Raw genomic sequence first — 24,000 nt, 5'->3', positions numbered from 1 at the left:
ATTAAACCCGAGATAGGATATCTCATCGGGGTAACAGTTATTGAAAATTCGGTCCGCATTTGCGCTGCTTCTTAGAAAACCCGGATTACTTCGCAGTACCCGGGTAACATAGGAAATAGCAATTATTCAGATTTGGAATGTCCTAAACTAAGGACGGAGGGTAACATCTCTCGTATTTGCTCGACGGGTTGTTTTACTTTTGCCATTAAAAGCTCTCGGAAATGAACGTCTGTTGCAAAATAACGAATTGCTCCTTCCACGCCCTTATACACTCCAACATCAAGCTCTCGTCGCTCGACGCTAGCCTTTAGATCCTGAAGACGATTGAGATCAACATCGGATTTAGGCGATGAGAAGAGAGAATAAGCATAGGAGAAACCACTCCAAATAGAGCTTTTAGTTTCTTCTGCTGCAGTTATTTTTTTCCATACCAATATAAACTCAGTTGTACATAAGGGAGCCATTAATTTAATCATACGTTGAATATTGGGATTAGAGAGTATTGCTGTATTATCTGTTGCCCCATCATATTCTGGTTGATTTTTTTTCAAGCACCAGTTGTAAATAACTTTCATTTCATCAAGTTGGTTATGGAAATCTGCAAGACTGAAATTTTGAAGAATATAGCCTGCAGCCCCACAATAAAGAAACATACTTAGAAAGTAATTGGCAAACTCAGGAATTGGCAAAAGAAATCCTGCAAGCCAGGTGCCACCCCAAGCTGTTAAACCAGTACTCATTCCTTGAAAAAGATACATTAGATTTGCATTGTACTCGAAATCATTAATATATTTTTTAAGTGCAGCTTGTTGTTCCTCATCATTTAAGTTAAATGGCTTGGAAGTTAATGTTTTTAAAGCATCAGCTCGGTCTTTTTTTGCTCTTTCAACTGCGGTCATTCCATCAACAGTAAGTTTGCCCACGATACTCTCCTTGAAATAATTACAATAAAAACCCTATTCATCCTACCTGAAAAAACAGGATTTATGCTATTGCTTTTTATAAAAAATATATTTACCGCAAATAATCTATGCGATATTGTTTATGAATCATAAGTATCAATATATTATTGTAATGTTCCTATGAATTTTCAGCTTTTGAATTGTGTATTTTATTAAGAAAAATACACTAAAAATAAAAACAGGTAATACGTTTAAACCTATGGGAATTATTTTTATTTGACAAATCAACTGATTATAACTAATCTTTGAATTGTGCAATGCAACATAAGGAGATGCGAATGAAACCCGAATTTTTTGAGCCAAAAATGTTTAACAATTTAGAGGGGCCAATGCAAAAACTAATGGAACTCAATGTTAAAATGATGCAAAACTTATCCTTAATGAAGCCAATGGATTTATTAAGCTTGAAGAAACCAGAAGATATTTTTGAACGAAATATGGAGCTATTTATCCAAAATAGTAATATGACTCTGAATTATATGAGAGAAACGTTCAATATCCTTGAGCATCATTGGTTCAATGTACCTCGAAATATGGATCAAAGCACTAAAAAAGCAATGAACGAAGCTTCATCTGCCATGAAAAAAAGTATAAAAAAAGCAACTACTACGGCTAAGACTGCTGCAAAAAAGGCTGCATCTACTGCTAAAAAAGCATCACCTGCTGCTAAAAAAGCATCACCTGCTGCTAAAAAAGCATCACCTGTTGCTAAAAAAGCGTCACCTGCTGCTAAAAAAGCGTCACCTGCTGCTAAAAAAGCGTCACCTGCTGCTAAAAAAGCGTCACCTGCTGCTAAAAAAGCAAGCCTTAAAAAGAGTTCTAAAGCAGCCGCACCAGGCAAAACATCTGCTGCTTCAAAGGGAAAAGCAGAGGTTAAAAGTGCTCCAGCAAAACCAACTATGATGCACTCTAACGTACCCACCAATCAGAATGCTCCAAAACCGAGTATGACTACTGATAGCGGTATGCCTAAAACGGGTGGTATGTCTGAAAAAAGAGGTGCTATCAAAGACCTCGGCATTCAAAATATGAATAAAAATAATCCGATGTCAAACGAATTCCGCAAATAGCAATTGAATCTTCTAAAGCCTCCTTCCCTGGGGGCTTTAAAATTATCAAAACCACATCAATACTGAGGTATTGACATATTAATCAACTTACAGAATATTCTATTGGCTATTCCTCTCTATTAAAACGGATAACTAAGGAATTAGAAACGCAGGATCCCAAATTATCAGAAGAGGTTAAAGAAGGACTTAGAAATAAATTTAAAGCCGAAGCTAAAGGTGTCACTCGTAGTTCAGCTTATACTAGTTATAGAGCAGGGCCTGGACCTTTCAGGGTTGAGAAATTTGAAAAAAGACTGGAAAAAATTTACAGGGGCTGATGCAAATATATTTCAAAAAGCTGCAAAAAAATTCACGCAATTCTTTAAAGATGATAATACATCAATAGGCCCCCCTTAGATTAAATGAGCTTGTACAGGCAACCTCCAAAATTACTTCTTAAGTTCAGTGCTTGTGACTTTACAATAAAGACGTGACTATTTTACAAGAAAGTTGATCGCCGGCTTTGTTGAAAGCCCACATCTCCCTTGGGTTTGGATTTCATCTTTAAAATATTTAATAAAAAATGTTTTTGTCAGTTTGGGATTTTTTATATTTTTCCTGATAAATTCTATTTCAAAACCACATTTTTTATAAAAATCAGGAGATTGGAATGCACTGGTTACCAAATTTATATTGTTAAAACCTTTTCCTTGAAATTGCTCTTCAAGTGCATGCAGCAGCATTCTCCCATACCCTTTATTACGATGGTGTTGATGCACCCACATATCATCAATATAAATCTCGGCAAATGCAGTAAATGCATTCAGCACACCATATATCTCTTGATTTTTCCCTCTTAAAACAAGACAGAAAGGTTTATAATTCACATCAATTCCATGAGTGGTCTCATAAGCCACAAGATCCTCTCTCATTATTTCTTCTACATCATGAGGTAGAGAATCATAAAACTCTATCATGGTATTTCGATTCTTTTGCATGGGTTAACTCATTATTTACGATACTATGTTTGGATTAAAATTTGGTAACATAGTGTGTAGTTCTTTTGCCAGGGAGTATAGCAGCAAGTCATTTCCTTGAGCAGCCCCCAATTGTATTGATACCGGAAGTTGATTATGCATCATAACAGGAAGCGTCATTGCGGGTAGGCCCGCTTGATTAAATACCGAAGTAAATGGAGAAAACTCTACGTTTTTTTGTAAATAGCTCTCGAATGCATCATCAGTTCTTAATTCATTTATAAATAAAGGCAGTTGAGCTAAAGCTGGGGTTAATATTACATCATTTTGAGTGAGCAAGTGATGTAATGGCTGAGTAAGTTGGTATAACCTGCTTTTTGCAATGAGATATTCATATGAAGTAAGGGCTTGTCCACGTTGATAAAATTCCCAGGTAACTGGTTCGAGCTCTTCAGGGGTTGCTCTCCTTCCTAATTGAATTTCTTGAAACTTAATCACAGTATATGTATTTGCTGCAATAAGAGTAATTACACAATCACCAATCGCATTAAGATCCAGCGCTAAGTATTTCTTCTGAATTGTATGGCCTGCTTTTTTAAAGAGCTCTTCAACTTTGCTTACTGCTTCAAGGCAAGGTATTGCAACAGGTACCGATGCGAAAATTCCCTCTAAGTAAAGAATATTCAATGATCTTTTATCAGCGGGAAGAGGACGCACACGGAATTGATCCGCTAATTGAGTAAATAATACTTCTGAATCTCTAAGAGAGCGTGTTAAGACAAAGTTTACAGCTAAACCAGACCATAATTCATTAGTCAAAGGGCCTGTTGGCGTTAAACCCGCGCTCGGTTTAAATCCTAATAATCCGCAACACGCAGCAGGGATTCGAATAGAACCACCCCCATCGCTTGCTGTGGCAACAGGGGCAATACCTGCTGCAACTGCAGCTGCTGAACCACCAGAAGAGCCTCCAGAGGTTCTATTGGGGTCATAAGGATTACGGCAGGGGCCCAATAAAACAGATTCTGTAACATAAGAGAGACCCAGTTCTGGCGTATTTGTTTTTGCAATAGGTATAAAACCTAATGAAAGCATTTTATTCACGAAATCACTGGTAAACGGGGCAATATTCCTAGCAAAAAAACGAGATCCTTCTGTACTGCGTATTCCTGTAATGGAATGTCCCAAATCTTTAATTAATAAAGGAACGCCATAATAGGGCTCGTTGCCACTAAGTTTTGCGAGACATTTTTTTGCGAAATCAGAGCAATCAGTAACAATTGCATTGAGGGCAGGGTTGACTTCCTGTATTCGTAAAAGAGCACAATTCATGGCTTCATCAGGGCTTATTTCACCTGTTTTGATTCTTTTTGCCAGCTCAATCCCGTCACACTGAAGATATTCGTTTAATAACATTAAGTACCTGCTTCATTGAAAATCCAGGAACAAAAAAAATTGCTCCTGGATTGAAATCAGACAACTCTTATTCTTCATGACATTTTTTAAATTTTTCTGCCATTCTTTCTTTCACTTTGTTCATTTTATTTTGTAGCTCTGTTTTTTGTTCTGGCTTAAGGACTGCATATATTTGATTTTTTGCTGCTACCTTAGCTTTAATCATATCACCAATCAGTTTTGTTTTTTTATCAATTAAACCGTCAACTGTGGATTGATCCATAGATGCGGATTCAGCTTGTTGATTGATTTGTTTACTTAAATCCTTCATTTGCTCTGCATTATTTTTCATTGTTGTTTTAAGTTGTTCTAAGATGGGTTCTATTTTAGATTTTTGGCTTTCATCAAGTTTGAGCGACTCAACCATGCTTTTCAGTCCTTCTCTACATTCACCGGAATGAGCTAAGACTAGTGGACTGAGCGCTATAGTAATTGCAAATGCAGCAGTCTGTACCATTTTTTTATACATGATGTTTCCCTTCATAGTGTTAAATCATAATTTAGTATAGATGTTCTATATGATTTTTGGGAAAATATTTTTATAATAAATGAGATTGATACACCTTCGGGAGTTAAAAGAAACAGACAAAAAAGCTTCTGATTTTTGCCTGCTTTCTTTCACTTAAAACATTTAGGAATAGATATCGGTATTTCAGTCTCTACGTTTCTACAGCGTCTAAACTCACATTATCAACAGCATATGAATGCGCCCCTGTTCCAGCAAATCTGCCTTTATCGACAATAAGATAAACATCACGAATAGGGCGTCCTTCTAACCAACACTCCAAAATTTCACGCGTCCCCGCAGCATACCGCGCTTGTGCAGATAGAGAACTTCCAGAAACATGTGGGGTCATACCATGATGAGGCATTGTTCGCCATGGATGGTCTTTTGGGGCGGGTTGTGGAAACCATACATCCCCTGCATAGCCAGCAAGTTGACCATTTTCACATGCTTTCACCACTGCTTCGCGATCACATATTTTCCCTCGAGCAGTGTTGATTAAATAAGATCCTCGCTTCATTTTATTAATCAAGTGTTCATCAAATAAATTTTCAGTTTCTGGAGTTAAAGGGCAATTTATAGTAACTACATCACACGTTTGTACCAGTGATTCAACATGATGATGGAAAACAAGACCTAATTCTTTTTCGGTTTTTTCAGGTAAGCGATGGCGATCTGTATAATGCAACTTCACATCAAAAGGTTTTAAACGTTTCATCACTGCCAAGCCAATTCGTCCACATGCAATAGAACCTACTGTCATTCCCTCCAGATCGTAGGAGCGTACAACGCAGTCAGCAATATTCCATCCTTTTTGAATAACCCATTGATTAGACGGCAGATAATTGCGTACCAAAGAAAGGATCATCATGACCACATGCTCCGCGACACTGATACTGTTTGAATAGGTTACTTCAGCTACTGTAATGTTATTTTCTTTTGCTGCTTGCAAGTCCACATGATCAGAACCAATACCTGCGGTAATTACCAATTTTAATTTTTTTGCTTTAGCAATTCGTTCAGAGGTTAAATATGCTGGCCAAAAGGGTTGAGAAATAACAACATCAGCATCAAGTAATTCTTTTTCAAAAACTGAATTTGGACCTTCCTTATCTGAGGTCACCACAAATTGATGTCCCTGTGCCTCAAGAAACTGACGTAATCCCAACTCACCAGATACGGAACCAAGTAAAGCACCTGGTTTAAAATCAAGAGTCCTAGGTGTAGGTGTATTTTGTCCATCAGGGTAGTGTTCTATTTTGGGAAGCGAATCCCGTGCATAGTATTTTGGATACCCATTAATTGGATCAGCATAGAGAACACAAAGAATTTTAGCCATACATTTTTCCTTAAATAAAATGGTTAAATTGAGTTTCAACGTTCAAGTCTCTAGCACGTGCAAGCGATACAAATGATAGAAACACTAAATTTAGCCTTGAAGGTCCTAATCAATACTAATCTTCGGCTTAAGATAATGAATTTATTCTGTTAATTTGTAAACTATTATCGCTAAATAAATTTTTTTGATGATGCTGCTGCATGAAAAAAGGCTCATAGCCTAGGAGCTTATGAGCCTCTCATATAATCATTGCTGATTAGGGAACATACTGTTTTTCTTGCTCCAGATCAGGACGCTCACCCTTTATTTCTAATCCTGGATACTCCTTTTTTAGTACTGCAATAGCCTCTTGCGCAAACTCCGGACTGATGGTAATTTTCAATCTCTCTGAATGTAATTGACCAATTGATTCTACAGAAAATTGCTTACCGTTTTCAAATGTATGCTTCTTTTTACTTTGATCGCCGCAAATTGCTACAAGTGCATGATATCCAAAAATCATATCTCCATTTTTCTCTAATGTTCCATCTCTCATAATTAAAGAACCATTACCTTGCAGTTCCACGGTTGTTTTATATTTCATGATTGCCTCACTATATGACCTACTTGAATATTATTTTAGCACTTTAAAAAATAAATTAGGCTTATTTTTCGGCAAAAGACTTTATTTTGGACAAAATATGAATTTAAGACGTTGATTTTTATTAAAAACTGATGAACAACAAAAAAATAGTGCTGAAAAATTTTGTTGCAAATAATTTCAGATAAGAACGGATAATGGTCAAGTAAATCAGGGTGAGATACAATATCTTATTGATTTGAATAAAAAATCTAAGAGTGAATATATCTATGGTGTATGTTAATAATCTAAGAAAAGGGCGTTCAGGTCTTCGTTTATGAGTGAAATTTTACACGCTAATATCAAGATCGAATTTGCAAATACTTTACGAGGTCTTGCAGCATTATTTGTTCTACTCTCTCATTTTTTAAGTACTTTTTGGTATAAGAGGGACTCTATTGCTTATCTGATTCATGCACCCTTACTCTCTCCCGAAACACATGCAACCCCGTTTTATGTAGTATGGCTTAACCTGTTTCCGCTATTTGATTGGGGAGCTTATGGAGTAGGTTTATTTTTTATTATCAGTGGTTTTGTTATTCCTTTTTCACTCCAAAGAGCAAATAGCGTAGGTTTTTGCGTCAATCGTTTCTTTCGTATTATTCCGACCTACGTAATAGGATTTAGTATTACTTTATTCGCTCTTTTTTTATGCGGAAAATATTTTTTATCGGTTTGGCCTTATTCCTTTCAGGAAGTATTAATACACTATATTCCTGGAGCTCGAGATATTCTTGAGTCAAGAAATATAGATATAATTATATGGACTCTTGAAGTAGAAATGAAATTTTATCTTATTGTAGCTTTATCAATGAATTGGTTTCGCAATGACTCACTCAAGGTTTTTTTTATTCCCGCAGTTTTATTTCTAGTTAGTTGTTACATGTCGCACATGCTCCCCATGTGGGCGATAAAAAATTTACCTGCCTTTATCAGAGCAGAAATTTATATGATGTCATCGCCATATATTATTTTTATGTTTATTGGTGTAACGTTCCACTATTTATACTGCCATAAAATTGCAACCGATACAGGATATTTTTTAATAGGCATTTTTTTTATCAGCTTTTGCATTGCATGGTGGGTTGGACCTTATTCAGAAAACTTGATATTGGCTTGGAGTTACGCTTTTTCTTTACTGACTTTTATGTTTGCCTACACATTTCCTCATTTTTTTAAAGCAAATCCCATAGTTAATTTTTTAGCTGATATTAGTTATCCTTTGTATGTCGTGCATAGTATTGCAGGATATGTTGCTCTTCGGGTGATGCTCGATATGAATTTTAAAATTTCGACTGCACTTGCTTTGGTTTGTATTGGCTCTCTATTGTTGTCTTGGCTTCTACATGTATTTATTGAGCGGCCTACACAGAAGTTGGGACGAAAATATGCTACAAAACCAACTACGCATTCTTTAAAGTTATTGCGCTTAAAACAATCATGAGAATTAACCTAGGAATTTTATGCCAGCTTACGAAACCATTTTAAGCAAACAAGAGAAAAAATGGCTTTTAGACCGACGCGTCACAAGACTCTCTGACGATAAAGAGGTTCAAATATATCCCATGGGAGCTGAGCGTTATTTATCATCCGCTTTGGCTGAGCACCAAAAAAATCGATATGATATTCGAGCCGATATTGAAGGAAAAAATGTCTTGATCATTCCTGGATATGGGAACAGTAGTTTTTTATTTGCATTAGCTGGTGCAAAATCAATTACTGCCTATGACAAAGATCCCATTACGGTTGCCTGGATGAAAGCATTTAAAAAGTATTACCTTTATCGTGAATACGATGCCCAAGGAAATCCATTGCCATCAATTGGTGAATTATTTGCTGCACTTACATGCTGGTATCCACCGCTTGTGACTCTATCTAGCGGAAAATTGGCTCATTTTTTGTTCTGGGTCATTCATCCTAATTCATTAAGACGTGCTTATATCCATTACATGGTGTCGCTGGTTCAACGTGCTATTCAATCTAAAACCCAAAGTAATTTTGAATTGGATAAAAACATCCAGTTTCATGTGGGCACTGTAGATAATATACTTATGAGTGATAAAAAGCAGACTTTTGACACTGCTTTTGTTCCTTATCTTTTAGGTGTTGAAAATGGGATAGAAAAAGAAAAAGATATAGGTCACTTTATGGAACAATTAGTCAAAATTGTTCCTGATGGACATATACTGGTTACCCCGTCTAGAGATATTAAAGAGCATTACATTATGGGGAAAAGTTATTTTGTAACAACAGGCTATCCAGATATTCAAGCAATTCCTGAATTAAAAAAGTATGTTATTGGAGAGGATAAACACTGGTTTCGTACTCAAGGCTTGGCATTATTTGGCCCCCCCCGCTAATTTTGACTTCCCCATCCTCGATAAGGAGCGTGTCTGGAGGATTCTTGACGTGCTCCGAGCTATTGCGCAAAAACATAATAGTAGTGTCGTTGGGATTTCATTAGCATGGTTGCTCACATGACCTGCTGTAACCTCTGTAATTATTGGTGCCAAACGCATAGAACAATTAGAAGATTTAGCAGCCCTGACATTAAAATTATCTGCGGATGAAATAAAAGAGTTAGATGAAGTAAGTGCCTTACCTCCTGAATATCCAGGTTGGATGCTTCCTTTCCAAGCTTTAGATCGATTGGACCCATCAGTACATCGTTTTGATGAATTCAATAAAAAATAATTCCAGTGTTCAGAGTTCTAACAGTAGGGCTCCAAAAATAAATCTATTTTGAGAATAAAAATGTCCCCAAAAAGGATCTTTTTAAATTTTCTTATTTTTTTGTGTACATCTGCAGCGATCTTATTTCATTTAGTAAAAACTTGATGTTGTGGTATGAAGAACAAATCATTTGATATTGAAGAAATGAGGCAGCTTGCAAAGCCACCAGAATATTCTAAATAAGCTATCTTTTTAGAAGATAGGGCATTTGCAGACAATTAAGTAATAGCTGATATAAAAATAGTATTTTAGATCATGCCGATTTTATTGGCATGATTCCTAGACCTGCTGTAAGCGCGAAAATCTGAAGCAATTTGATTAACTACTGCAACTTCATTTGATGATCATCAGGAACTTCACTATCTCTTAAATTATTAAGCACTGTTTTCATTAGGCCTACTTGATGATACGTTGTATCAATTGATAATGGATTCACCACATTCCAGTTTCCTGCAAGCAAGTTGCTAAAATCTAATGTACAAAGGAGATAAAGGCAATTAAGTAATGAACTAATTACGTCTTTCGCGCCGCTCTGTTTTTGCAACTCTACTGTGGTATTTGCGTCTGATAGTATGGCTTTACATGATTCTGCAAACGTTTCTCTTGTAATCTGAGAGTCTTTGGCAAGATAATTTTCTTTCTCTATCTTCAACTTTTTATGAAGTGTGTATAATTCGTCACTTAATGGTTTATCTTTCTGTTCCAGATCTTGGGCTTCTTCAAATAGCTGTTGTAAATAAGCGTTAAATCCTACTATATCTAAGAGATCATTTCTTAAAATGCGCTCACTTTTTATTGAGTGAAAATTAGAATCAATTAAAGATAGCCAATGGACGTTAGCTGAATTATTTAAAATCATATCAGGGGTCTCATCCACGTTTTCGTCATTCTCAGGAGGTTGGCCATCGTGATAAACCTTTAAGGTTATAGGGGTATCATAGCGAATTTCCACACGACCTACTTCATCAATAGGCACTCGTACCTCGTGTTGAAGACTACAGTGCATTAAGAAAAGGGTTTCTTCTGTTCCCCACCTGTAATTAGTATTTAAATGGTCAATATAGGCATGAAGATTTCTTGAGCCATTTTGCGTAAAGAACGCCACAGTCATCTCACCTATCACCTCTTCTAGATGTTGTTTTGCAAGACGGATATATGTTCCAAATTCATCAAAATTTTCAGGTCGTGGATTCCCAGAAAGCCATGCATTAAAGACCTCAATAATAGTTCCGTAGTTTTCGACCATAAAACGCTCCATTTCATCACACATATGTGGTTGCTTTTTCTTTCTTGGTCTTTTTTCCGCTTCCAGATCTTTTTCTACTTCATCCAGATCTTTTTCTACTTCATCCAGATCTTTTTCTACTTCATCCAGGCCTTTTTCTACTTCATCCAGGCCTTTTTCTACTTCATCGTTTTCATCTACACCCACATTTTTGACCGTAAATATTTCTGCCTCTGTATAATCTTCATCATCAAAATTATTTGATTGAAACAGCAAATAAGCAGAAGGATGGTTGTTTTGCTCAAGCATTTTTTTGAAGAGATAGATCATCGCATAATTAGTTGCAGCAAATAACGATGAACCTTTTGGATTATCTTCAAAATTTCGCAAAGTCGAATTTGCAGCAAATTGCCTTAATGCAGGGCCAAGTATGGGCTCAATTATTCTTTTTATATGAGCGGATGTAAAAGGCTTATTTTTTTCACTTTCCAATAAATAAAAAAGTTTTGCTTTTTCTTCAGCACCTAATCCCAGCCTGGTAAATATTTTATCCGCTGTTTCTCTATTTCCATTTTTACGCAAATAATACATCAGCGATATACCATAAGCATAATACAGGCAGTTTCCATCGCTGCTGTTATCCACAGTGTTAAATTGAGCTCGGGACATAAATTTAGCTTGAGACATAATAAATACTTCTCGTTATCTATATGCTTAAGTATAAAATGATAACATAATAAGTGTTATCAACATGAGCATTTTATATAATTATTCATCTTTATTTAACATATTAGAATTAAATAAGAACTTATTGATTAATTATACATCAATCTCTGGAAATAGGGAATCCTTTAAGAAGCGTCTTATGAATGGCTCCGATGTTCTATAATATTTTGTTGCATAAAGAAATTAATTTATTTGATGTATAAGACAAGGATTACTTCAGTTTTTCATTCTTTTTTCCCGTATTACATGTTTTGCCATTAACAACATATGTTGTCCTAATTTTCTTTTTCTAACTTTTATGCCATAAATTAAAACGAAGCGAGCAATTTAACCAAAACATGATCTCCTTACAGTTACGGTTTTATGAAGAGTTAAATGATTTTATTCCTCCAGAGAGGCGCAAAGTGTGCTTTGTTCATAGCGTAGCTCAAAAAACTTCAATTAAGGACTTAATCGAATCTCTTGGGGTTCCACATACTGAAATTGAAGTAATCTTAGTTAATGGAAAATCCGTTGATTTTAACTACTTGGTTCAAGACCAGGATTATATTTCCGTATATCCGGTTTTCGAAACCTTTGATGTGAGTGAATTGATTCGACTTCGACCACAGGCTTTAAGAACGTCTCGCTTTATTCTCGATGTGCATCTTGGAAAACTTGCTCGTTATTTGCGTTTACTTGGATTTGATGTGGTTTATGAAAACAATTTAACTGATGAAATCATAATCCAGCGGAGTAAAAAAGAACACCGAATTGTGTTAACACGGGATATAGGTATTTTGAAAAATAAAAGCATCACCCATGGTCACTGGATGCACAATACCAATCCAGAAAAACAAGTGGAAGAGGTTTTAATGCGATTCCAATTAAGCAACCAGTGCAAACCATTTACTCGTTGTCTCACGTGTAATGGGTTACTAAAAAAAGTTGATCAATCAAAAATTATTAAGGATGTTCCTAAATTAGCAAAAAAAATACTATTCAACTTTTATGCAGTGTCAAGCCTGTAAAAAAATTTATTGGGAAGGCTCACACTATATTAAATTAAAAAATTGGATTATAAAAATTTTACATCATTGAGAAAATGAACAATTTACACATCAATTAAGAATGCAACGTGTCAGTTTTTTTGTACTTCGACTCCCCTCTATACATGTCTTGAACCCTTACTTACGCGCCAAATATTATCTCTTTGGTTTCAATTTAATCAGCCCTTAATAAATTTCGTTTAGAATGGGACGCACTGAGGAATCTTTTCCAGGAGGTTTAATAAAAAATAGTGATATAACATTATGTTTAGAAATATTTCATTTTTCGGATTTGGAAAAAAATCAGCTTTTAGCACGCCTTCAATTTATAGCGATTACAAATTATTAACAGAGATTGATGTACCCGCAACTGGTGTAGTATGGCATCGAATTCATGGGGAAGCCCCGGAGGTAGTTGGCAAAGAAGGTTTTGGTGGTAGAGAAGATTTCCCTACAGATAATTTAAAATCTTATATAGCATTCAATACAGCATTCGGTGGATTTGGTGGAACAGTCAGCGCTGACAAAGCCATTGAGTTTGCTAAAAAAGGGGCGAATAATTCAAAAAATTATCTTTATTCTTCTGTAAATCCTAATGTAAAAATTAGCATACCAGCCTTTATTCGAGAAACAACGGATGAACTTTCAGAGTCAGCTACTGCTTCAAAAATAAATGAAATGGAAGTTATGGTACTAAAAGATGTAGCTCCAGAATTCATTTTTTATGCTACCGATGATCTTGAAAAATTTGCTCGAGGTGAAGAAGTAGAAAACTTAATGCATCGTATTAATCCCGAACTACCCCGCACCTATAAAAGCAGCGATGTAGTTACACCTTCATCTATCTTATTGCACTTGGCAAAAACTGGATGCACGACCATTATTGCAGAGGGGATAAAGAAGCAAGTATTTAATATGAAGGACATGTTGCAACTTGCGAAACAGCCAGAATATGCTGCATTATCTGAGTACTTAGAAGATGAATCACTTACAGAACACTTTGGCACATTACAAGCAAGCACTATGTAATTAATAAACCTGACTATAATCTGCTACGGCAGTCACACTAGAGAACTTGATGTTTACGAAAGCTGTCGAGAAAATGGATTTAGATAAATAAAAATGCTTTCGTTAAACATACGTTTTGATAATTAGTAGAAAATCATGAAAAAAACAGTTGAAGTTCTTCCTTATGACCCTCTATGGCCTGAGCTGTTTATAGCTGAGGCTCATCAAATAAAGCAAGCACTAGGTGCAAATTGCATTGAAATCCACCATATTGGTTCTACTTCGGTACCAGGATTAAGTGCAAAACCTATTATTGATATTCTTCCTGTTGTTGAGAATATTTTACTGGTAGATAAAGCATTAGAATCTATGGAAAAAATTGGATATGCAACAATGGGTGAGTATGGCATTCCTTTTCGTCGTTATTTTCAAAAAGGGGCAACCAAAAGAACTCACAATGTTCATGTTTTTGAAAAGGGAAACTCGGAAATTGAAAGGCATTTGTATTTCCGTGATTGGATGAGATCTCATCCCCATGATCGCGATGCTTATGCCACCCTGAAAATAGCTTTGGCAAAACAGTTTCCTAATGATATTAATTCCTATTGTCTGGGGAAAGAGGAGTTTATTTCCAATATTGATGTTAAAACTGGTTTTACCAAACTTCGTATTGTCAAAGCCTTAACAAACCGCGAATGGCAATCGGCACGTACTTTTCGGCAAAAGTATTTCTTTGATAAAGTACCCATTTCAGATCCCTATACATGGACGTTCGAGCATAAAGACCATATACATTTTATTCTTTACCAAGGAGCGGAGCGGGTTGGCTATGCCCATATTCAATTATGGCCAAATCAAAGAGCAGCACTTAGAATTTTTGTTATTGATGAAGCATGTCGTAATAAAGGTTTAGGCGGGTATTTTTTGAATATCATTGAAAAGTGGTTAAAAAATACAGGAGTTCTCCAGCTACACATCCAATCCTCGCCAGAAGCCTTAAATTTTTATCTTCATTATCAGTATGTCAATATACCTTTTGATGATCCTGATCGTCATGAACGTGATCCACGAGATATTGAGCTTGGTAAGATGTTACGATTATCAAATTGATAACAATAAAAATGCAAAAAATTATCATGAATCCCTATTCATTGCTAAACTAAATAAATAACAAATCACTTAAACGCAAATAGCATGATAAATCATCAAATTGAAACATTTTTCCAATCAAAAGCTTTTGCTGTAATTGGCGCATCATCGAATCGAGAAAAATATGGAAATAAAGTTTTGCGATGTTATATGGCGAATGGTAAAAAAGTTTATCCTGTAAACCCTAAAGAAGATTCAATTGAAGGAATAAAGGTAATACATTCAGTAAGTGAATTGCCAAATGATATTGAAAGTATTTCTATTATAACCCCGCCTGCTGTTACTGAAAAAATCGTTGAAGAAGCGATTAAAAAAGGAGTTAAGAATATTTGGATGCAACCCGGAGCAGAGAGCAACTCAGCCATTCAGAACTGCAAACAGCATAAAATCAATATCATCGCTGAAGGGCCTTGTATTTTAGTCGTTTTAAATTATACAGAGCACTAGAATTTGTTCGATCATTCAATTTATATTTAAAGAAATCGTTTGGTCATTTTATGGATAATCATTTAAAGGCTGTAGTTATGAGGGACAAATATGTACATGTGGCTTGAACTCTTAGTAATGTTGATTCTTATCTTAATCTCAGCACAATTATTTTCTAATGCGCTAGAGCATTTTGGTGAAAGATTGGATATTTCAGCCGGTGTCACGGGCTCAATATTCGCAGCTGTATCTACCGCACTTCCAGAAACTACGGTACCAATCTTGGCAATAATTGCTGGAACCGCCGATCGACAAGTTAATGAAGAAATTAGTGTAGGAGCAATTTTAGGCGCTCCCTTAATGTTATCCACTTTGTCAACCTTTATTATGGCTTCTTCAGTAATTAAAAAGCGAGGGATTAATGGATGGATCACTCCAGAAATTACCGGCTTTAAACGGGATATGAATTTTTTCTTAATGGCATTCACACTTGCTGCTTTAGCAATGTTTCTCCCCTTAGAGCCAAATCACTCTATCCGTATTTTATTTTGCATCATACTTATTTTTCTATATTTTCTTTATATACTGCTAACGTTCAGTGCTTCTAAAGCTTTGGTAGAAAACGGCCATGCAGTAATAACAAATGAACCTTTATTGATAACCAAACTGGGCTTAAAAAACAATCTCAAAACAATTTTAATCCAATTAATTTTGGGTTTAATCCTATTGGTATTTAGTGCAAAGGGATTCATTCATGGAGTACAAGGAGCTGCAAACTTTATCGGTATACCTGTGTTGCTCTTATCACTACTAATCATTCCCATTGCAACAGAATTACCCGAAAAAGTGAATAGCGTGATATGGGTAAGAAAAGGTCAAGATACTCTTGGTTTTGGCAATATCACCGGTGCAATGGTCTTTCAGGGCACTTTACTTCCTGCATTAGGAATACTTTTAACACCTTGGGCGCCATCTAGAATTGTACTCACCGGTATTCTAGTAACTTACATTGCTTCGGCATGGCTAAGGTTCAATATTTCAGCAGATGGAATTAAGATTAAGGCTCTGTTTTTTAATGGAATTTTTTACTTAACCTATCTAGGGATAGTGCTTTCATAAATATGCCATGCGATAAACTGAAATATGCTGCTGCACCACGTTTTTAATGGGTTGTAAGCTCGTCTAATAAACACAATAATAAGGGACTGATCCTAAATTCTTTGAGTAAACGGAGTGGATGCTTTATGAAATTTGATGTTGTTGTCCTTGGAGGGGGAATTATTGGAGTATCCGTTGCAATTCATTTGCAAAGGCGAGGGCGGTCAGTGGCATTAGTCGATGCGAAGTCCCCAGGAAGTGAAACCTCATATGGCAATGCAGGGTTAATTCAGCGTGAAGGGGTGTATCCTTATGCATTTCCAAGAGATATTTTCTCTTTAATTAAATATGCATTAAATAGCTCTCCTGATGTCAGATATCACCCAAAAGCAATTTTGAGGCTTGCGCCGTTTCTATGGAAATACTGGGTTAATTCTCATTCATTACGTCATGCAGAGATTGCTCGTTCCTATGCAAATTTGATTCAACACAGTATAACGGAACATCATTTTCTAGCCGAGGCTGCAGGAGTAAAACACTTATTTCGTTCCGGCGGATGGCTCAAAGTATTCCGAACCGCAAAAAAGCAAGATATTGAAACACGATTTGCTGAAAAGTGTAAAACTGAGTACGGCATTCAGTTTGAAGCTCTTGACCCGAATTCATTAAGTCAAATGGAGCCCGATCTGGATAAATCATTACTGGGGGCTCTTCAATATGTCGATTCTGAAACGGTAAGTGATCCCGGAGCACTGGTTGCCGCGTATGCCAATTATTTTGAACATCTTGGGGGTCGCTTTTTTTTCGGAGATGCATTCTCTTTATCCAATCAATGGACAGTCAAAACGGAGCAGGGCCAGATCAAGGCGGATTCTGCCGTGGTTGCGTTAGGACCTTGGTCAGATATTTTATGCTCTCAACTAGGATATCACTTTCCGCTAGCAGTGAAACGTGGGTATCATATGCATTATGGTATAAGACAAAACACACAACTCAATCACCCAGTACTCGATGTTGAGAATGGATTCCTGTTGGCTCCAATGACTCGCGGAATTCGGCTTACTACCGGGGCGGAATTTGCACGGCTTGATTCACAGAAAACCCCAGTACAGCTTGATCTGGTAGAGCCTATTGCACGCACGCTTTTTCCAATTACCACACGACTTGATGAATATCCCTGGATGGGATGCAGACCCTGTACACCCGATATGCTTCCAATTATCGGACAAGCGCCTCGACATAAAGGGCTATGGTTCGCATTCGGACATGCACATCACGGTTTGACTCTCGGGCCAGTTACGGGACGTTTGCTCGCGGAAATGGTAACAGAAGGGGACTTAATCACCGACCCATTACCGTTTAGAGCAAACCGATTTACTTTGTGAGGAAGGTTTCAGAATGGCTCACGAAATCAAGGTATTAGATTACTCTAATACCTATTAAAAGTGTTCCTAATTTGAGGGATTAATTGCAGGGGAAGCAGTGGAGCCTGTTTTATAGACTTTTTCTACAGAAGACTTAAACATACTATTGGTTATTACGCTAATTTCAGTAGATTTGCGGCTCCCAGGCATAGTTTGAGTTAATCCATCCGCTTCTGGTGCGAGATCGTCTTCTGATGTGGATTCGAGCAGCTGTTTAAGATCATCCCGAGTAAAACCATCTATACCATATTTGTTCGTCTCACCTGCTATCCTACCCAATCTTTTTTGTGCTTTGACCAAACTTTCGAATTTGTATCTACTCACTGTCATATCCTCATTTTCAATTTTAACGCATAAATTACGCCCGGAGTTGTACAATAATTAACCCAACAATTGTGCAATTATCAATCTTAAACTCACATTAAATTACCGCGGCCTTTTTGAAAAACTATGGACTAATTCAAAAAATCAGGCCAAGATTTGGAAATTTAAGTAATATGATTAAGTACTTATGGCGTTACAACATCAATGTAGACCCTGGAGTTAGCGAGTGGGAGAGATAATGAGTGATCCAGTAAACATTATTACTGATTTTAAAGAAAATGAAGTTATTTCTAAAATCATTTATGGAAATTTAAAAAAATTTAATGAGTCGATCATCGGCGGTTATGAAGCAAAACCTTTTATTATCTACGCAAAAAACGATACCTCTGAAATTCTTGGGGGTATTAAAGGAGATGTATTTGGTACGTTATGTAGAGTATTTACCGTCTGGATCCACGAAAAACAGCGCCGTAAAGGACTAGGTCGAGAACTCTTTATGACACTCGATGATTTTGCAAAGGGAAACAATTGCAAAATGATCCAACTTGATACCGCGGAATTCCAAGCAAAAGGGTTTTATGAGAAACTGGGTTACCAAGTGATAGCCACATTGCCAGATAATTTTATGGGTTATACCAGCTATATTTTAAGGAAATATTTGACTCAGGCGAGGCAATGCTAAGAAATAATATTTTTAATAAAAACTTAAACTTAGATAATCTGGATTTGGAATATTTTCCTAATGGCTTAGCTAACTTCGACTTTTTAGAATGTATCAGTTTTTATAACAACCGATTGAAAGAGCTGCCTGCCGAGCTATGGTCAATAAAATCATTGCGGCATTTAAATGCATCAGCAAATGAGATCACCTTCATACCCAAAGAAATTGAACGTCTGGAAAATTTACATATTTTAGATATGAATGGGAATAAATTATCTGCCTTGCCCGAAAGCTTATATCAAATTCCATTATCCAAGTACTTATATATGGCAGATAATAGGTTTTCAGCGATTCCAGAAGTGGTTACCAAGTTAAATCAATTAAACTATTTAAATTTTTCGGGTAATAAAATAACACAATTACCTGAAAATATTGGCTGCTTGGAGAGTCTCATTGAGCTTCGAGTTTATCATAATTTAATTGGCGAGATCCCTTATTCGATAGGGCAGTGTAATCAACTGAGAGAACTGCATTGTATGAAAAACCAGATTAGAAGGCTTCCTGATGAAATGGGCAATTTATCAGAATTAAGAATTCTTGATTGTTCTGATAATCAGATTGAAAAAATTCCCGACAGACTGGGTTTATTAAAATCACTTAAGATTCTAAACTTCCGTAATAATCATTTAAATTCACTTGCTGATGAGATTGGCAGCTTATCTGATCTCCTTTATTTGGACTTAAGAAATAATAACTTGAAAGAACTTCCTATGAGTTTACTTAAGCTGAAGCAATTAGAAAAATTAGATTTAAGGTGTAATAAATATTTGAAATATCCAAACTGGTTAGTTGAATTGGAAAAAAATGGTTGCATCATTTTGCATTAGTTATGCCCCATAAAATCCTAACTCCAATAATCTGCCTACTGATTAATCTAAGTTGTCTTTTGAAGAAACTGAAAATATTCATTAAAGACATGGACAATTTGTTTCGGATTTTCAATCCAGGGAAAATGCCCAGCATCTTTAATAGCATGAAAAATAATATTTTTCCGGATAAATTTTCTTGAATTCATGAAAAATTTTAAGGGAATAATTCGATCGTGCTCTCCAGCAAGTATTAATGTAGGAATCTTTTGGGGCACCCATTTTGCCTTGTACGTTGAATCAAAATATTTTCCAGACCACTCACACGTCTTATAATTAAATGGCAGTGTTTCTAAAAGCGATATTCCTTTTTGCAAACCTTTTTTTGTAAATGAATAAGGAGCTGCCGCAATTGTTACTTGCTTTAAAAGGGAGTTACTTGGTTTTTTAGCATATTGTTCTTGTAATTCTTGGGCTTGGCTTATTGGTTGCGTTTGAACATACTCCATGAATTCCTTTTGCCACGCTGCATCAGGGGCGGAGTCCATTAAAACCAACCCAACAATTTTTTTTTCAAGATTTGGTGTTGCCAATACATACATTCCACCAGTTGAATGTGCTACTAAAATGACATTATCTAATGTACTAACCACTTCATATAGCGCATCAGACCAATGCGAAAAATACTCCTCATCATTCGATGTTTTATTCGATCCGTCTCCTGGAAGATCAAGATGCCAAAGTGTTCCAGGTAGTTTTAAAATTTGAGTTAACATACCTAGTGATTCTGATCCTAAACCCGGTCCACCAGGAAGAAATAACCAATTAAAATGTGCACCTTCTGTTGACTTAATCAATTGTAGACGTGCGCTTAAACTGGTCCAAAGAGATGTTTTTATTTTGTTGGTCATTTCCAAGTAAACTTTTTTAAAATACAATAAGAAATATAATATAAGTTCTTTACACAGTGAATGCACGTTCAAAGTCAATCCAATAAAGAAAACCTTTATGAGCATAAACATTGAGCAAATACTACCGGAGCAAGCTGCAACTTTATGTGAGCAAATTACAAAAGATTTACCTGAATACTTTGGTTTACCAGAATGCAATGAACACTATATTGAAGGAGTCTACTCGCATATTAACTTTGCTGCGAAAACTGATGATAAGTATGTAGGACTTCTTAGTCTTGATTTCCCATATCCCAATACCAGTTCGATTTATTGGATGGCAGTATTTTCTCAATGGCAGGGCAAAAATATAGGCTCAATGCTTATAAATAATGCAACCAGGTATGCCAAAAAGCAAAAAGCATCGACGATGACAGTTGAGACATTATCCCCCCAAGAATCAGATGAAAATTATCTTAAAACCTATCATTTTTATGAAAAGCAAGGATTTCAGCCTTTATTTAATCTCAAACCAGAGGGATATATTTGGAATATGGTCTATATGGTTAAGTATTTGTATTAAAGGATTGAATTGATATCTCCATAATTACATCATCAGCATGATTTTTCGAATTACGCCAAGCATGGATACAAATGGAAGAGAACAATTCCTTCAAGGATTGCAATGAATATAACTTATGATAAATTTGAAACACCTTAGGTGACTACAGTTACTTCCAAAGTACCTAATAAAAAAAAGATTTATTTAAAATGAGTAAAAAATGAAAATTGTCATTAAAGTCGGAACTCAAAGCATTTTATCAAGTGATGGAACGCCATTTGAACCTATCATGCTCCATTTAGTTGAACAGATTGTTGCGCTACAAAAAGCTAGCCATCAAGTTGTATTAGTAAGCTCAGGTGCGGTTGCTTCAGGTCGAAAAGTCGCAAGCCAATTTCTTGGCCGTCAGTATGGGAGTTCGATAGGAGAAAAACAAGTTCTAGCGTCATTGGGCCAATATGAACTGATGCATGTTTACGCATCGATGTTAAAAGAGCATAACATGCTTGCATCTCAACTGTTGCTTACGAAACAAGATTTTCAAACAAGGCAGCACTATTTGAATATTTCAAGATTACTTCATGAAATTCTAGGCAATAAGAAGATTGTCCCTATTATCAATGAGAATGATAGCGTAGCTATTGAAGAGCTAATGTTTACTGATAACGATGAGTTATCAGGCCTTATAGCCGCAATGATAAACGCTGATAAACTAATTATTTTGAGTAATGTTGAAGGTGTTTATACAAAGCATCCTAATGAAACGGGCTCCGAATTAATTTCAACTATTGATCCCAAAAGTACTTGGCCTGAAGTTTCTGCTATAAAAAGTCTTCATGGCCGAGGGGGAATGATTAGCAAACTTGGAACAGCCCGAAAAATGTCAAATCTTGGCATAACAACTCACATAGCCAGTATCAATCATTCTTCAGTAATTATGCGCATTCTCAATGATGAAGCTTTGGGAACAACCATTCTTCCCACTAAGAAAAGATCTAATATAAAAAGATGGATTGCTTATAGTGAAAAAAAGACAGGATCAATTACTATAAATTCCTGTTTAGTAAAAATTATAAAAGAAAACAAGCGAATTATAAGTATCTTACCCGTTGGGATAGAAAAATTTAGTGGCGAGTTTAAGCGAGGCGATCTTATAGAAATACTGACTCCAGATAATGAAAAAATAGGGATTGGCCTTGCAAAGTACGATGCGATTAAATTAAATGAATATTTAGGTCACTCATCAAAACCGGAATTTATTCATTATGATCATTTACATATTTTTTAAGGTATTTTCATGATTGAAGAAATCACTAACCAGCTTAATGCAACTAAAAAAGCCAGTTATAGCTTAAGATTTATTGGTGAAGAAAAACAGAACAAAATATTATTAGAGCTTGCTCATCGATTACGAAATTCTGTCAATAAAATAATTGATGAAAATAAAAAAGACTTGGAATTGATTCGTGAAGAAGATCCTAAGTACGATCGCTTGCTCTTATCTAAAGAACGAATTGAAACGATGGCTGCTGACATTGCAACAGTAGCTTCTTTACCCCATTCAATGACAAAGATTTTGGATCAAAAAAAACTTCCTAATGGCTTAGTCATTCAAAAAGTTTCTGTTCCATTAGGGGTTGTTGCTATTATTTATGAATCACGACCTAATGTAACCATCGATGCTTTTGCTTTATGCTTTAAAACAGGTAATGCGTGTGTTTTGAAAGGTGGAAAAGAAGCCTATCATACTAATCTATTTTTAGTTTCATTGATACACCAAGTCCTGCATGATCATGGTCTCAATGAAGCACTTGTTTATTTATTACCCTTAGAGCGAGAAGCGACTCATATTCTTTTGAAAGCCAATGACTTCGTGGATGTTTGTATTCCAAGGGGAAGTCAGTCATTAATAAATTTTGTACGTGAAAATGCAAGAATACCTTTTATTGAAACAGGTGCTGGTATTGTCCATATTTATTTCGATCAGAGTGGCGATATAGAGAAAGGTCGTTTAATCATTGATAATGCAAAAACAAGAAGAGTTAGTGTTTGCAATGCTCTCGATATATTGGTTATTCATAAAGATCGATTGGTTGATTTACCATTAATAGTAAAATCACTTAGTAACAAACAGGTTGAAATTTTTGCAGATAAGTTGAGTTATCAGGCAATTAAATCTTTTTATCCTGAAAAATTACTCCACAAAGCGACAGCTGATGATTTTGGTCGGGAATTTTTATCCTATAAAATGGCAATAAAAACAGTTGCGTCAGTAGAGGAGGCAGTTAATCATATTATTGATTACAGTTCAGGTCATAGCGAAGCGATTATTGCCGAAGATCAAGCCACTATTAGTTATTTTCTAGAACATATTGATGTTGCTGCTGTTTATGTCAATGCTTCGACGGCATTTACTGATGGTGGACAATTTGGAATGGGCGCTGAAATAGGAATTAGTACGCAAAAATTGCACGCTCGCGGACCTATGTCTTTAGACGCTTTAACAAGTTATAAATGGGTTGTCTTTGGTGAAGGTCATATCAGATCTTAATTTATTGAAGTTTTGAATCAATAATAAGATTTGATTTTTGTAATATCAGCGGGAATCTTTGATATAAACCCCTTAAGTCTGATTATCAAAATAATCAGACTTAACTCCATTTGGCCCGCTAGGATAAATTTGTATGCACCCCTGATTCTATTTAATGACCCTTTATCCTTAGGATCTTAACCTTTCAGAAAAAATGATATCCTTCTTAGATACTCTAGTTCCCCTTCTTGTTAGTTTCAATGCTACTAGATAGTTCAAACCTCGATGAAAAAAAACAGAACCATCAAAAATCTCTATTAATTGAGTGTAAAAAATACTTTGAGGTTATTCATAGTTGACCAAGCTTGCGAATACAGGCTTACTTTGACGAAATTATATTATATATATACAAATTGATTTCATTTTGTTAAAATCCTGGCTCTT

The 24,000-nt window shown here is 35.8% G+C and carries 24 protein-coding genes; 15 read left to right on the top strand and 9 right to left on the bottom strand.

All coding sequences use genetic code 11. The annotated features are described in order from the left end of the window. Window positions 1-122: 122 nt before the first annotated feature. A complete protein-coding gene (locus LXO92_RS11275) occupies window positions 123-923 on the bottom strand; it encodes a hypothetical protein (protein ID WP_182349688.1) in 801 nt (266 codons plus the stop codon). A 317-nt stretch (window positions 924-1,240) separates the two neighbouring features. On the opposite strand from LXO92_RS11275, the gene LXO92_RS11270 reads away from it, so the two are divergent. After that, entirely contained in the window at window positions 1,241-2,032 is a 792-nt protein-coding gene (locus LXO92_RS11270; RefSeq protein WP_232891003.1) for a hypothetical protein, read from the top strand. 473 nt (window positions 2,033-2,505) lie between these two features. On the opposite strand, the gene LXO92_RS11265 is transcribed toward LXO92_RS11270, so the two are convergent. The 5 genes from LXO92_RS11265 to LXO92_RS11245 form a co-directional block, all read right to left on the bottom strand. After that, complete coding sequence (locus LXO92_RS11265) at window positions 2,506-3,009, bottom strand: GNAT family N-acetyltransferase (protein ID WP_232891002.1); 504 nt, start codon at window positions 3,007-3,009, stop codon at window positions 2,506-2,508. Between the two features lie 15 nt (window positions 3,010-3,024). Then, window positions 3,025-4,404, bottom strand: coding sequence for an amidase (locus LXO92_RS11260; protein ID WP_232891001.1), 1,380 nt, complete (start codon window positions 4,402-4,404; stop codon window positions 3,025-3,027). Between the two features lie 67 nt (window positions 4,405-4,471). Further along, window positions 4,472-4,912, bottom strand: coding sequence for a Spy/CpxP family protein refolding chaperone (locus LXO92_RS11255; RefSeq protein ID WP_182349684.1), 441 nt, complete (start codon window positions 4,910-4,912; stop codon window positions 4,472-4,474). Window positions 4,913-5,102: 190 nt separating this feature from the next. Next, entirely contained in the window at window positions 5,103-6,287 is a 1,185-nt protein-coding gene (locus tag LXO92_RS11250) for an NAD-dependent formate dehydrogenase (RefSeq protein WP_182349683.1), read from the bottom strand. Window positions 6,288-6,543: 256 nt separating this feature from the next. After that, window positions 6,544-6,870: a hypothetical protein gene (locus LXO92_RS11245; protein ID WP_182349682.1), complete on the bottom strand. Its 327-nt coding sequence runs from the start codon at window positions 6,868-6,870 to the stop codon at window positions 6,544-6,546. Window positions 6,871-7,183: 313 nt separating this feature from the next. Between LXO92_RS11245 and LXO92_RS11240 the strand changes: the two genes are divergently transcribed. Next, a complete protein-coding gene (locus LXO92_RS11240) occupies window positions 7,184-8,350 on the top strand; it encodes an acyltransferase family protein (protein WP_232891000.1) in 1,167 nt (388 codons plus the stop codon). A 19-nt stretch (window positions 8,351-8,369) separates the two neighbouring features. Then, complete coding sequence (locus tag LXO92_RS11235; protein WP_182349680.1) at window positions 8,370-9,266, top strand: ABC transporter permease; 897 nt, start codon at window positions 8,370-8,372, stop codon at window positions 9,264-9,266. Window positions 9,267-9,961: 695 nt separating this feature from the next. On the opposite strand, the gene LXO92_RS11230 is transcribed toward LXO92_RS11235, so the two are convergent. Then, window positions 9,962-11,551: a hypothetical protein gene (locus LXO92_RS11230; protein ID WP_232890999.1), complete on the bottom strand. Its 1,590-nt coding sequence runs from the start codon at window positions 11,549-11,551 to the stop codon at window positions 9,962-9,964. 377 nt (window positions 11,552-11,928) lie between these two features. Here LXO92_RS11230 and LXO92_RS11225 point away from each other — a divergent pair, with 377 nt between their 5' ends. The 7 genes from LXO92_RS11225 (at window position 11,929) to LXO92_RS11200 (ending at window position 17,684) form a co-directional block, all read left to right on the top strand. Next, window positions 11,929-12,600 (top strand): Mut7-C ubiquitin/RNAse domain-containing protein, encoded by a 672-nt coding sequence (locus tag LXO92_RS11225; RefSeq protein ID WP_232890998.1) that lies wholly within the window; start codon window positions 11,929-11,931, stop codon window positions 12,598-12,600. Beyond that, window positions 12,581-12,670, top strand: a complete 90-nt coding sequence (locus LXO92_RS17220; protein ID WP_340163003.1) for a Mut7-C RNAse domain-containing protein — start codon at window positions 12,581-12,583, stop codon at window positions 12,668-12,670. Before LXO92_RS11225 ends, LXO92_RS17220 begins: the two co-directional genes overlap by 20 nt. Before the next feature lie 212 nt (window positions 12,671-12,882). Then, a complete protein-coding gene (locus LXO92_RS11220; protein WP_232890997.1) occupies window positions 12,883-13,647 on the top strand; it encodes a hypothetical protein in 765 nt (254 codons plus the stop codon). Window positions 13,648-13,782: 135 nt separating this feature from the next. Next, window positions 13,783-14,736, top strand: coding sequence for a bifunctional GrpB family protein/GNAT family N-acetyltransferase (locus LXO92_RS11215; protein WP_182349675.1), 954 nt, complete (start codon window positions 13,783-13,785; stop codon window positions 14,734-14,736). An 84-nt stretch (window positions 14,737-14,820) separates the two neighbouring features. Then, on the top strand, window positions 14,821-15,222 hold the full coding sequence (locus LXO92_RS11210) for a CoA-binding protein (protein WP_182349674.1): 402 nt from the start codon (window positions 14,821-14,823) through the stop codon (window positions 15,220-15,222). Between the two features lie 96 nt (window positions 15,223-15,318). Continuing rightward, entirely contained in the window at window positions 15,319-16,320 is a 1,002-nt protein-coding gene (locus tag LXO92_RS11205; protein ID WP_232890996.1) for a sodium:calcium antiporter, read from the top strand. A 125-nt stretch (window positions 16,321-16,445) separates the two neighbouring features. Next, on the top strand, window positions 16,446-17,684 hold the full coding sequence (locus LXO92_RS11200) for an NAD(P)/FAD-dependent oxidoreductase (protein WP_182349672.1): 1,239 nt from the start codon (window positions 16,446-16,448) through the stop codon (window positions 17,682-17,684). Between the two features lie 66 nt (window positions 17,685-17,750). On the opposite strand, the gene LXO92_RS11195 is transcribed toward LXO92_RS11200, so the two are convergent. Further along, complete coding sequence (locus tag LXO92_RS11195; protein WP_232890995.1) at window positions 17,751-18,047, bottom strand: hypothetical protein; 297 nt, start codon at window positions 18,045-18,047, stop codon at window positions 17,751-17,753. A 238-nt stretch (window positions 18,048-18,285) separates the two neighbouring features. Here LXO92_RS11195 and LXO92_RS11190 point away from each other — a divergent pair, with 238 nt between their 5' ends. Together LXO92_RS11190 and LXO92_RS11185 are read left to right on the top strand one after the other, a co-directional pair. Then, on the top strand, window positions 18,286-18,729 hold the full coding sequence (locus LXO92_RS11190; protein ID WP_182349670.1) for a GNAT family N-acetyltransferase: 444 nt from the start codon (window positions 18,286-18,288) through the stop codon (window positions 18,727-18,729). Continuing rightward, the gene (locus LXO92_RS11185; protein WP_182349669.1) at window positions 18,723-19,595 is read left to right on the top strand and encodes a leucine-rich repeat domain-containing protein; all 873 of its coding nucleotides are present in this window, start codon (window positions 18,723-18,725) and stop codon (window positions 19,593-19,595) included. The genes LXO92_RS11190 and LXO92_RS11185 overlap by 7 nt, the downstream gene beginning before the upstream one ends. A 47-nt stretch (window positions 19,596-19,642) precedes the next feature. Here LXO92_RS11185 and LXO92_RS11180 read toward each other — a convergent pair whose 3' ends face one another. Then, window positions 19,643-20,485: an alpha/beta fold hydrolase gene (locus LXO92_RS11180; protein WP_232890994.1), complete on the bottom strand. Its 843-nt coding sequence runs from the start codon at window positions 20,483-20,485 to the stop codon at window positions 19,643-19,645. 97 nt (window positions 20,486-20,582) lie between these two features. Here LXO92_RS11180 and LXO92_RS11175 point away from each other — a divergent pair, with 97 nt between their 5' ends. The 3 genes from LXO92_RS11175 (at window position 20,583) to LXO92_RS11165 (ending at window position 23,577) form a co-directional block, all read left to right on the top strand. Beyond that, window positions 20,583-21,047, top strand: a complete 465-nt coding sequence (locus LXO92_RS11175; RefSeq protein ID WP_182349668.1) for a GNAT family N-acetyltransferase — start codon at window positions 20,583-20,585, stop codon at window positions 21,045-21,047. 199 nt (window positions 21,048-21,246) lie between these two features. After that, window positions 21,247-22,314, top strand: a complete 1,068-nt coding sequence (gene proB, locus LXO92_RS11170; RefSeq protein ID WP_182349667.1) for a glutamate 5-kinase — start codon at window positions 21,247-21,249, stop codon at window positions 22,312-22,314. 9 nt (window positions 22,315-22,323) lie between these two features. Further along, window positions 22,324-23,577, top strand: a complete 1,254-nt coding sequence (locus LXO92_RS11165) for a glutamate-5-semialdehyde dehydrogenase (protein WP_182349666.1) — start codon at window positions 22,324-22,326, stop codon at window positions 23,575-23,577. The last annotated feature ends 423 nt before the right edge of the window (window positions 23,578-24,000 follow it).

The organism is Legionella resiliens (genome assembly GCF_021344005.1).
GTDB classification, from domain to species: Bacteria; Pseudomonadota; Gammaproteobacteria; order Legionellales; family Legionellaceae; genus Legionella; species Legionella resiliens.
This window is presented reverse-complemented; position numbering and strand designations above follow the sequence as displayed.

Bases quoted from the DNA above. Each gene is read 5' to 3' on its own strand.
- LXO92_RS11270 (WP_232891003.1), top strand. From the start codon at position 1,241: ATGAAACCCGAATTTTTTGAGCCAAAAATGTTTAACAATTTAGAGGGG.
- LXO92_RS11230 (WP_232890999.1), bottom strand. From the start codon at position 11,551: ATGTCTCAAGCTAAATTTATGTCCCGAGCTCAATTTAACACTGTGGAT.
- LXO92_RS11235 (WP_182349680.1), top strand. From the start codon at position 8,370: ATGCCAGCTTACGAAACCATTTTAAGCAAACAAGAGAAAAAATGGCTT.
- LXO92_RS11180 (WP_232890994.1), bottom strand. From the start codon at position 20,485: ATGACCAACAAAATAAAAACATCTCTTTGGACCAGTTTAAGCGCACGT.
- LXO92_RS11265 (WP_232891002.1), bottom strand. From the start codon at position 3,009: ATGCAAAAGAATCGAAATACCATGATAGAGTTTTATGATTCTCTACCT.
- LXO92_RS11240 (WP_232891000.1), top strand. From the start codon at position 7,184: ATGAGTGAAATTTTACACGCTAATATCAAGATCGAATTTGCAAATACT.
- LXO92_RS17220 (WP_340163003.1), top strand. From the start codon at position 12,581: ATGCAGTGTCAAGCCTGTAAAAAAATTTATTGGGAAGGCTCACACTAT.
- LXO92_RS11200 (WP_182349672.1), top strand. From the start codon at position 16,446: ATGAAATTTGATGTTGTTGTCCTTGGAGGGGGAATTATTGGAGTATCC.
- LXO92_RS11185 (WP_182349669.1), top strand. From the start codon at position 18,723: ATGCTAAGAAATAATATTTTTAATAAAAACTTAAACTTAGATAATCTG.
- LXO92_RS11215 (WP_182349675.1), top strand. From the start codon at position 13,783: ATGAAAAAAACAGTTGAAGTTCTTCCTTATGACCCTCTATGGCCTGAG.
- LXO92_RS11190 (WP_182349670.1), top strand. From the start codon at position 18,286: ATGAGTGATCCAGTAAACATTATTACTGATTTTAAAGAAAATGAAGTT.
- LXO92_RS11165 (WP_182349666.1), top strand. From the start codon at position 22,324: ATGATTGAAGAAATCACTAACCAGCTTAATGCAACTAAAAAAGCCAGT.
- LXO92_RS11245 (WP_182349682.1), bottom strand. From the start codon at position 6,870: ATGAAATATAAAACAACCGTGGAACTGCAAGGTAATGGTTCTTTAATT.
- LXO92_RS11255 (WP_182349684.1), bottom strand. From the start codon at position 4,912: ATGTATAAAAAAATGGTACAGACTGCTGCATTTGCAATTACTATAGCG.
- LXO92_RS11175 (WP_182349668.1), top strand. From the start codon at position 20,583: ATGAGCATAAACATTGAGCAAATACTACCGGAGCAAGCTGCAACTTTA.
- LXO92_RS11220 (WP_232890997.1), top strand. From the start codon at position 12,883: ATGTTTAGAAATATTTCATTTTTCGGATTTGGAAAAAAATCAGCTTTT.
- LXO92_RS11210 (WP_182349674.1), top strand. From the start codon at position 14,821: ATGATAAATCATCAAATTGAAACATTTTTCCAATCAAAAGCTTTTGCT.
- LXO92_RS11250 (WP_182349683.1), bottom strand. From the start codon at position 6,287: ATGGCTAAAATTCTTTGTGTTCTCTATGCTGATCCAATTAATGGGTAT.
- LXO92_RS11260 (WP_232891001.1), bottom strand. From the start codon at position 4,404: ATGTTATTAAACGAATATCTTCAGTGTGACGGGATTGAGCTGGCAAAA.
- LXO92_RS11205 (WP_232890996.1), top strand. From the start codon at position 15,319: ATGTGGCTTGAACTCTTAGTAATGTTGATTCTTATCTTAATCTCAGCA.
- proB (WP_182349667.1), top strand. From the start codon at position 21,247: ATGAAAATTGTCATTAAAGTCGGAACTCAAAGCATTTTATCAAGTGAT.
- LXO92_RS11225 (WP_232890998.1), top strand. From the start codon at position 11,929: ATGATCTCCTTACAGTTACGGTTTTATGAAGAGTTAAATGATTTTATT.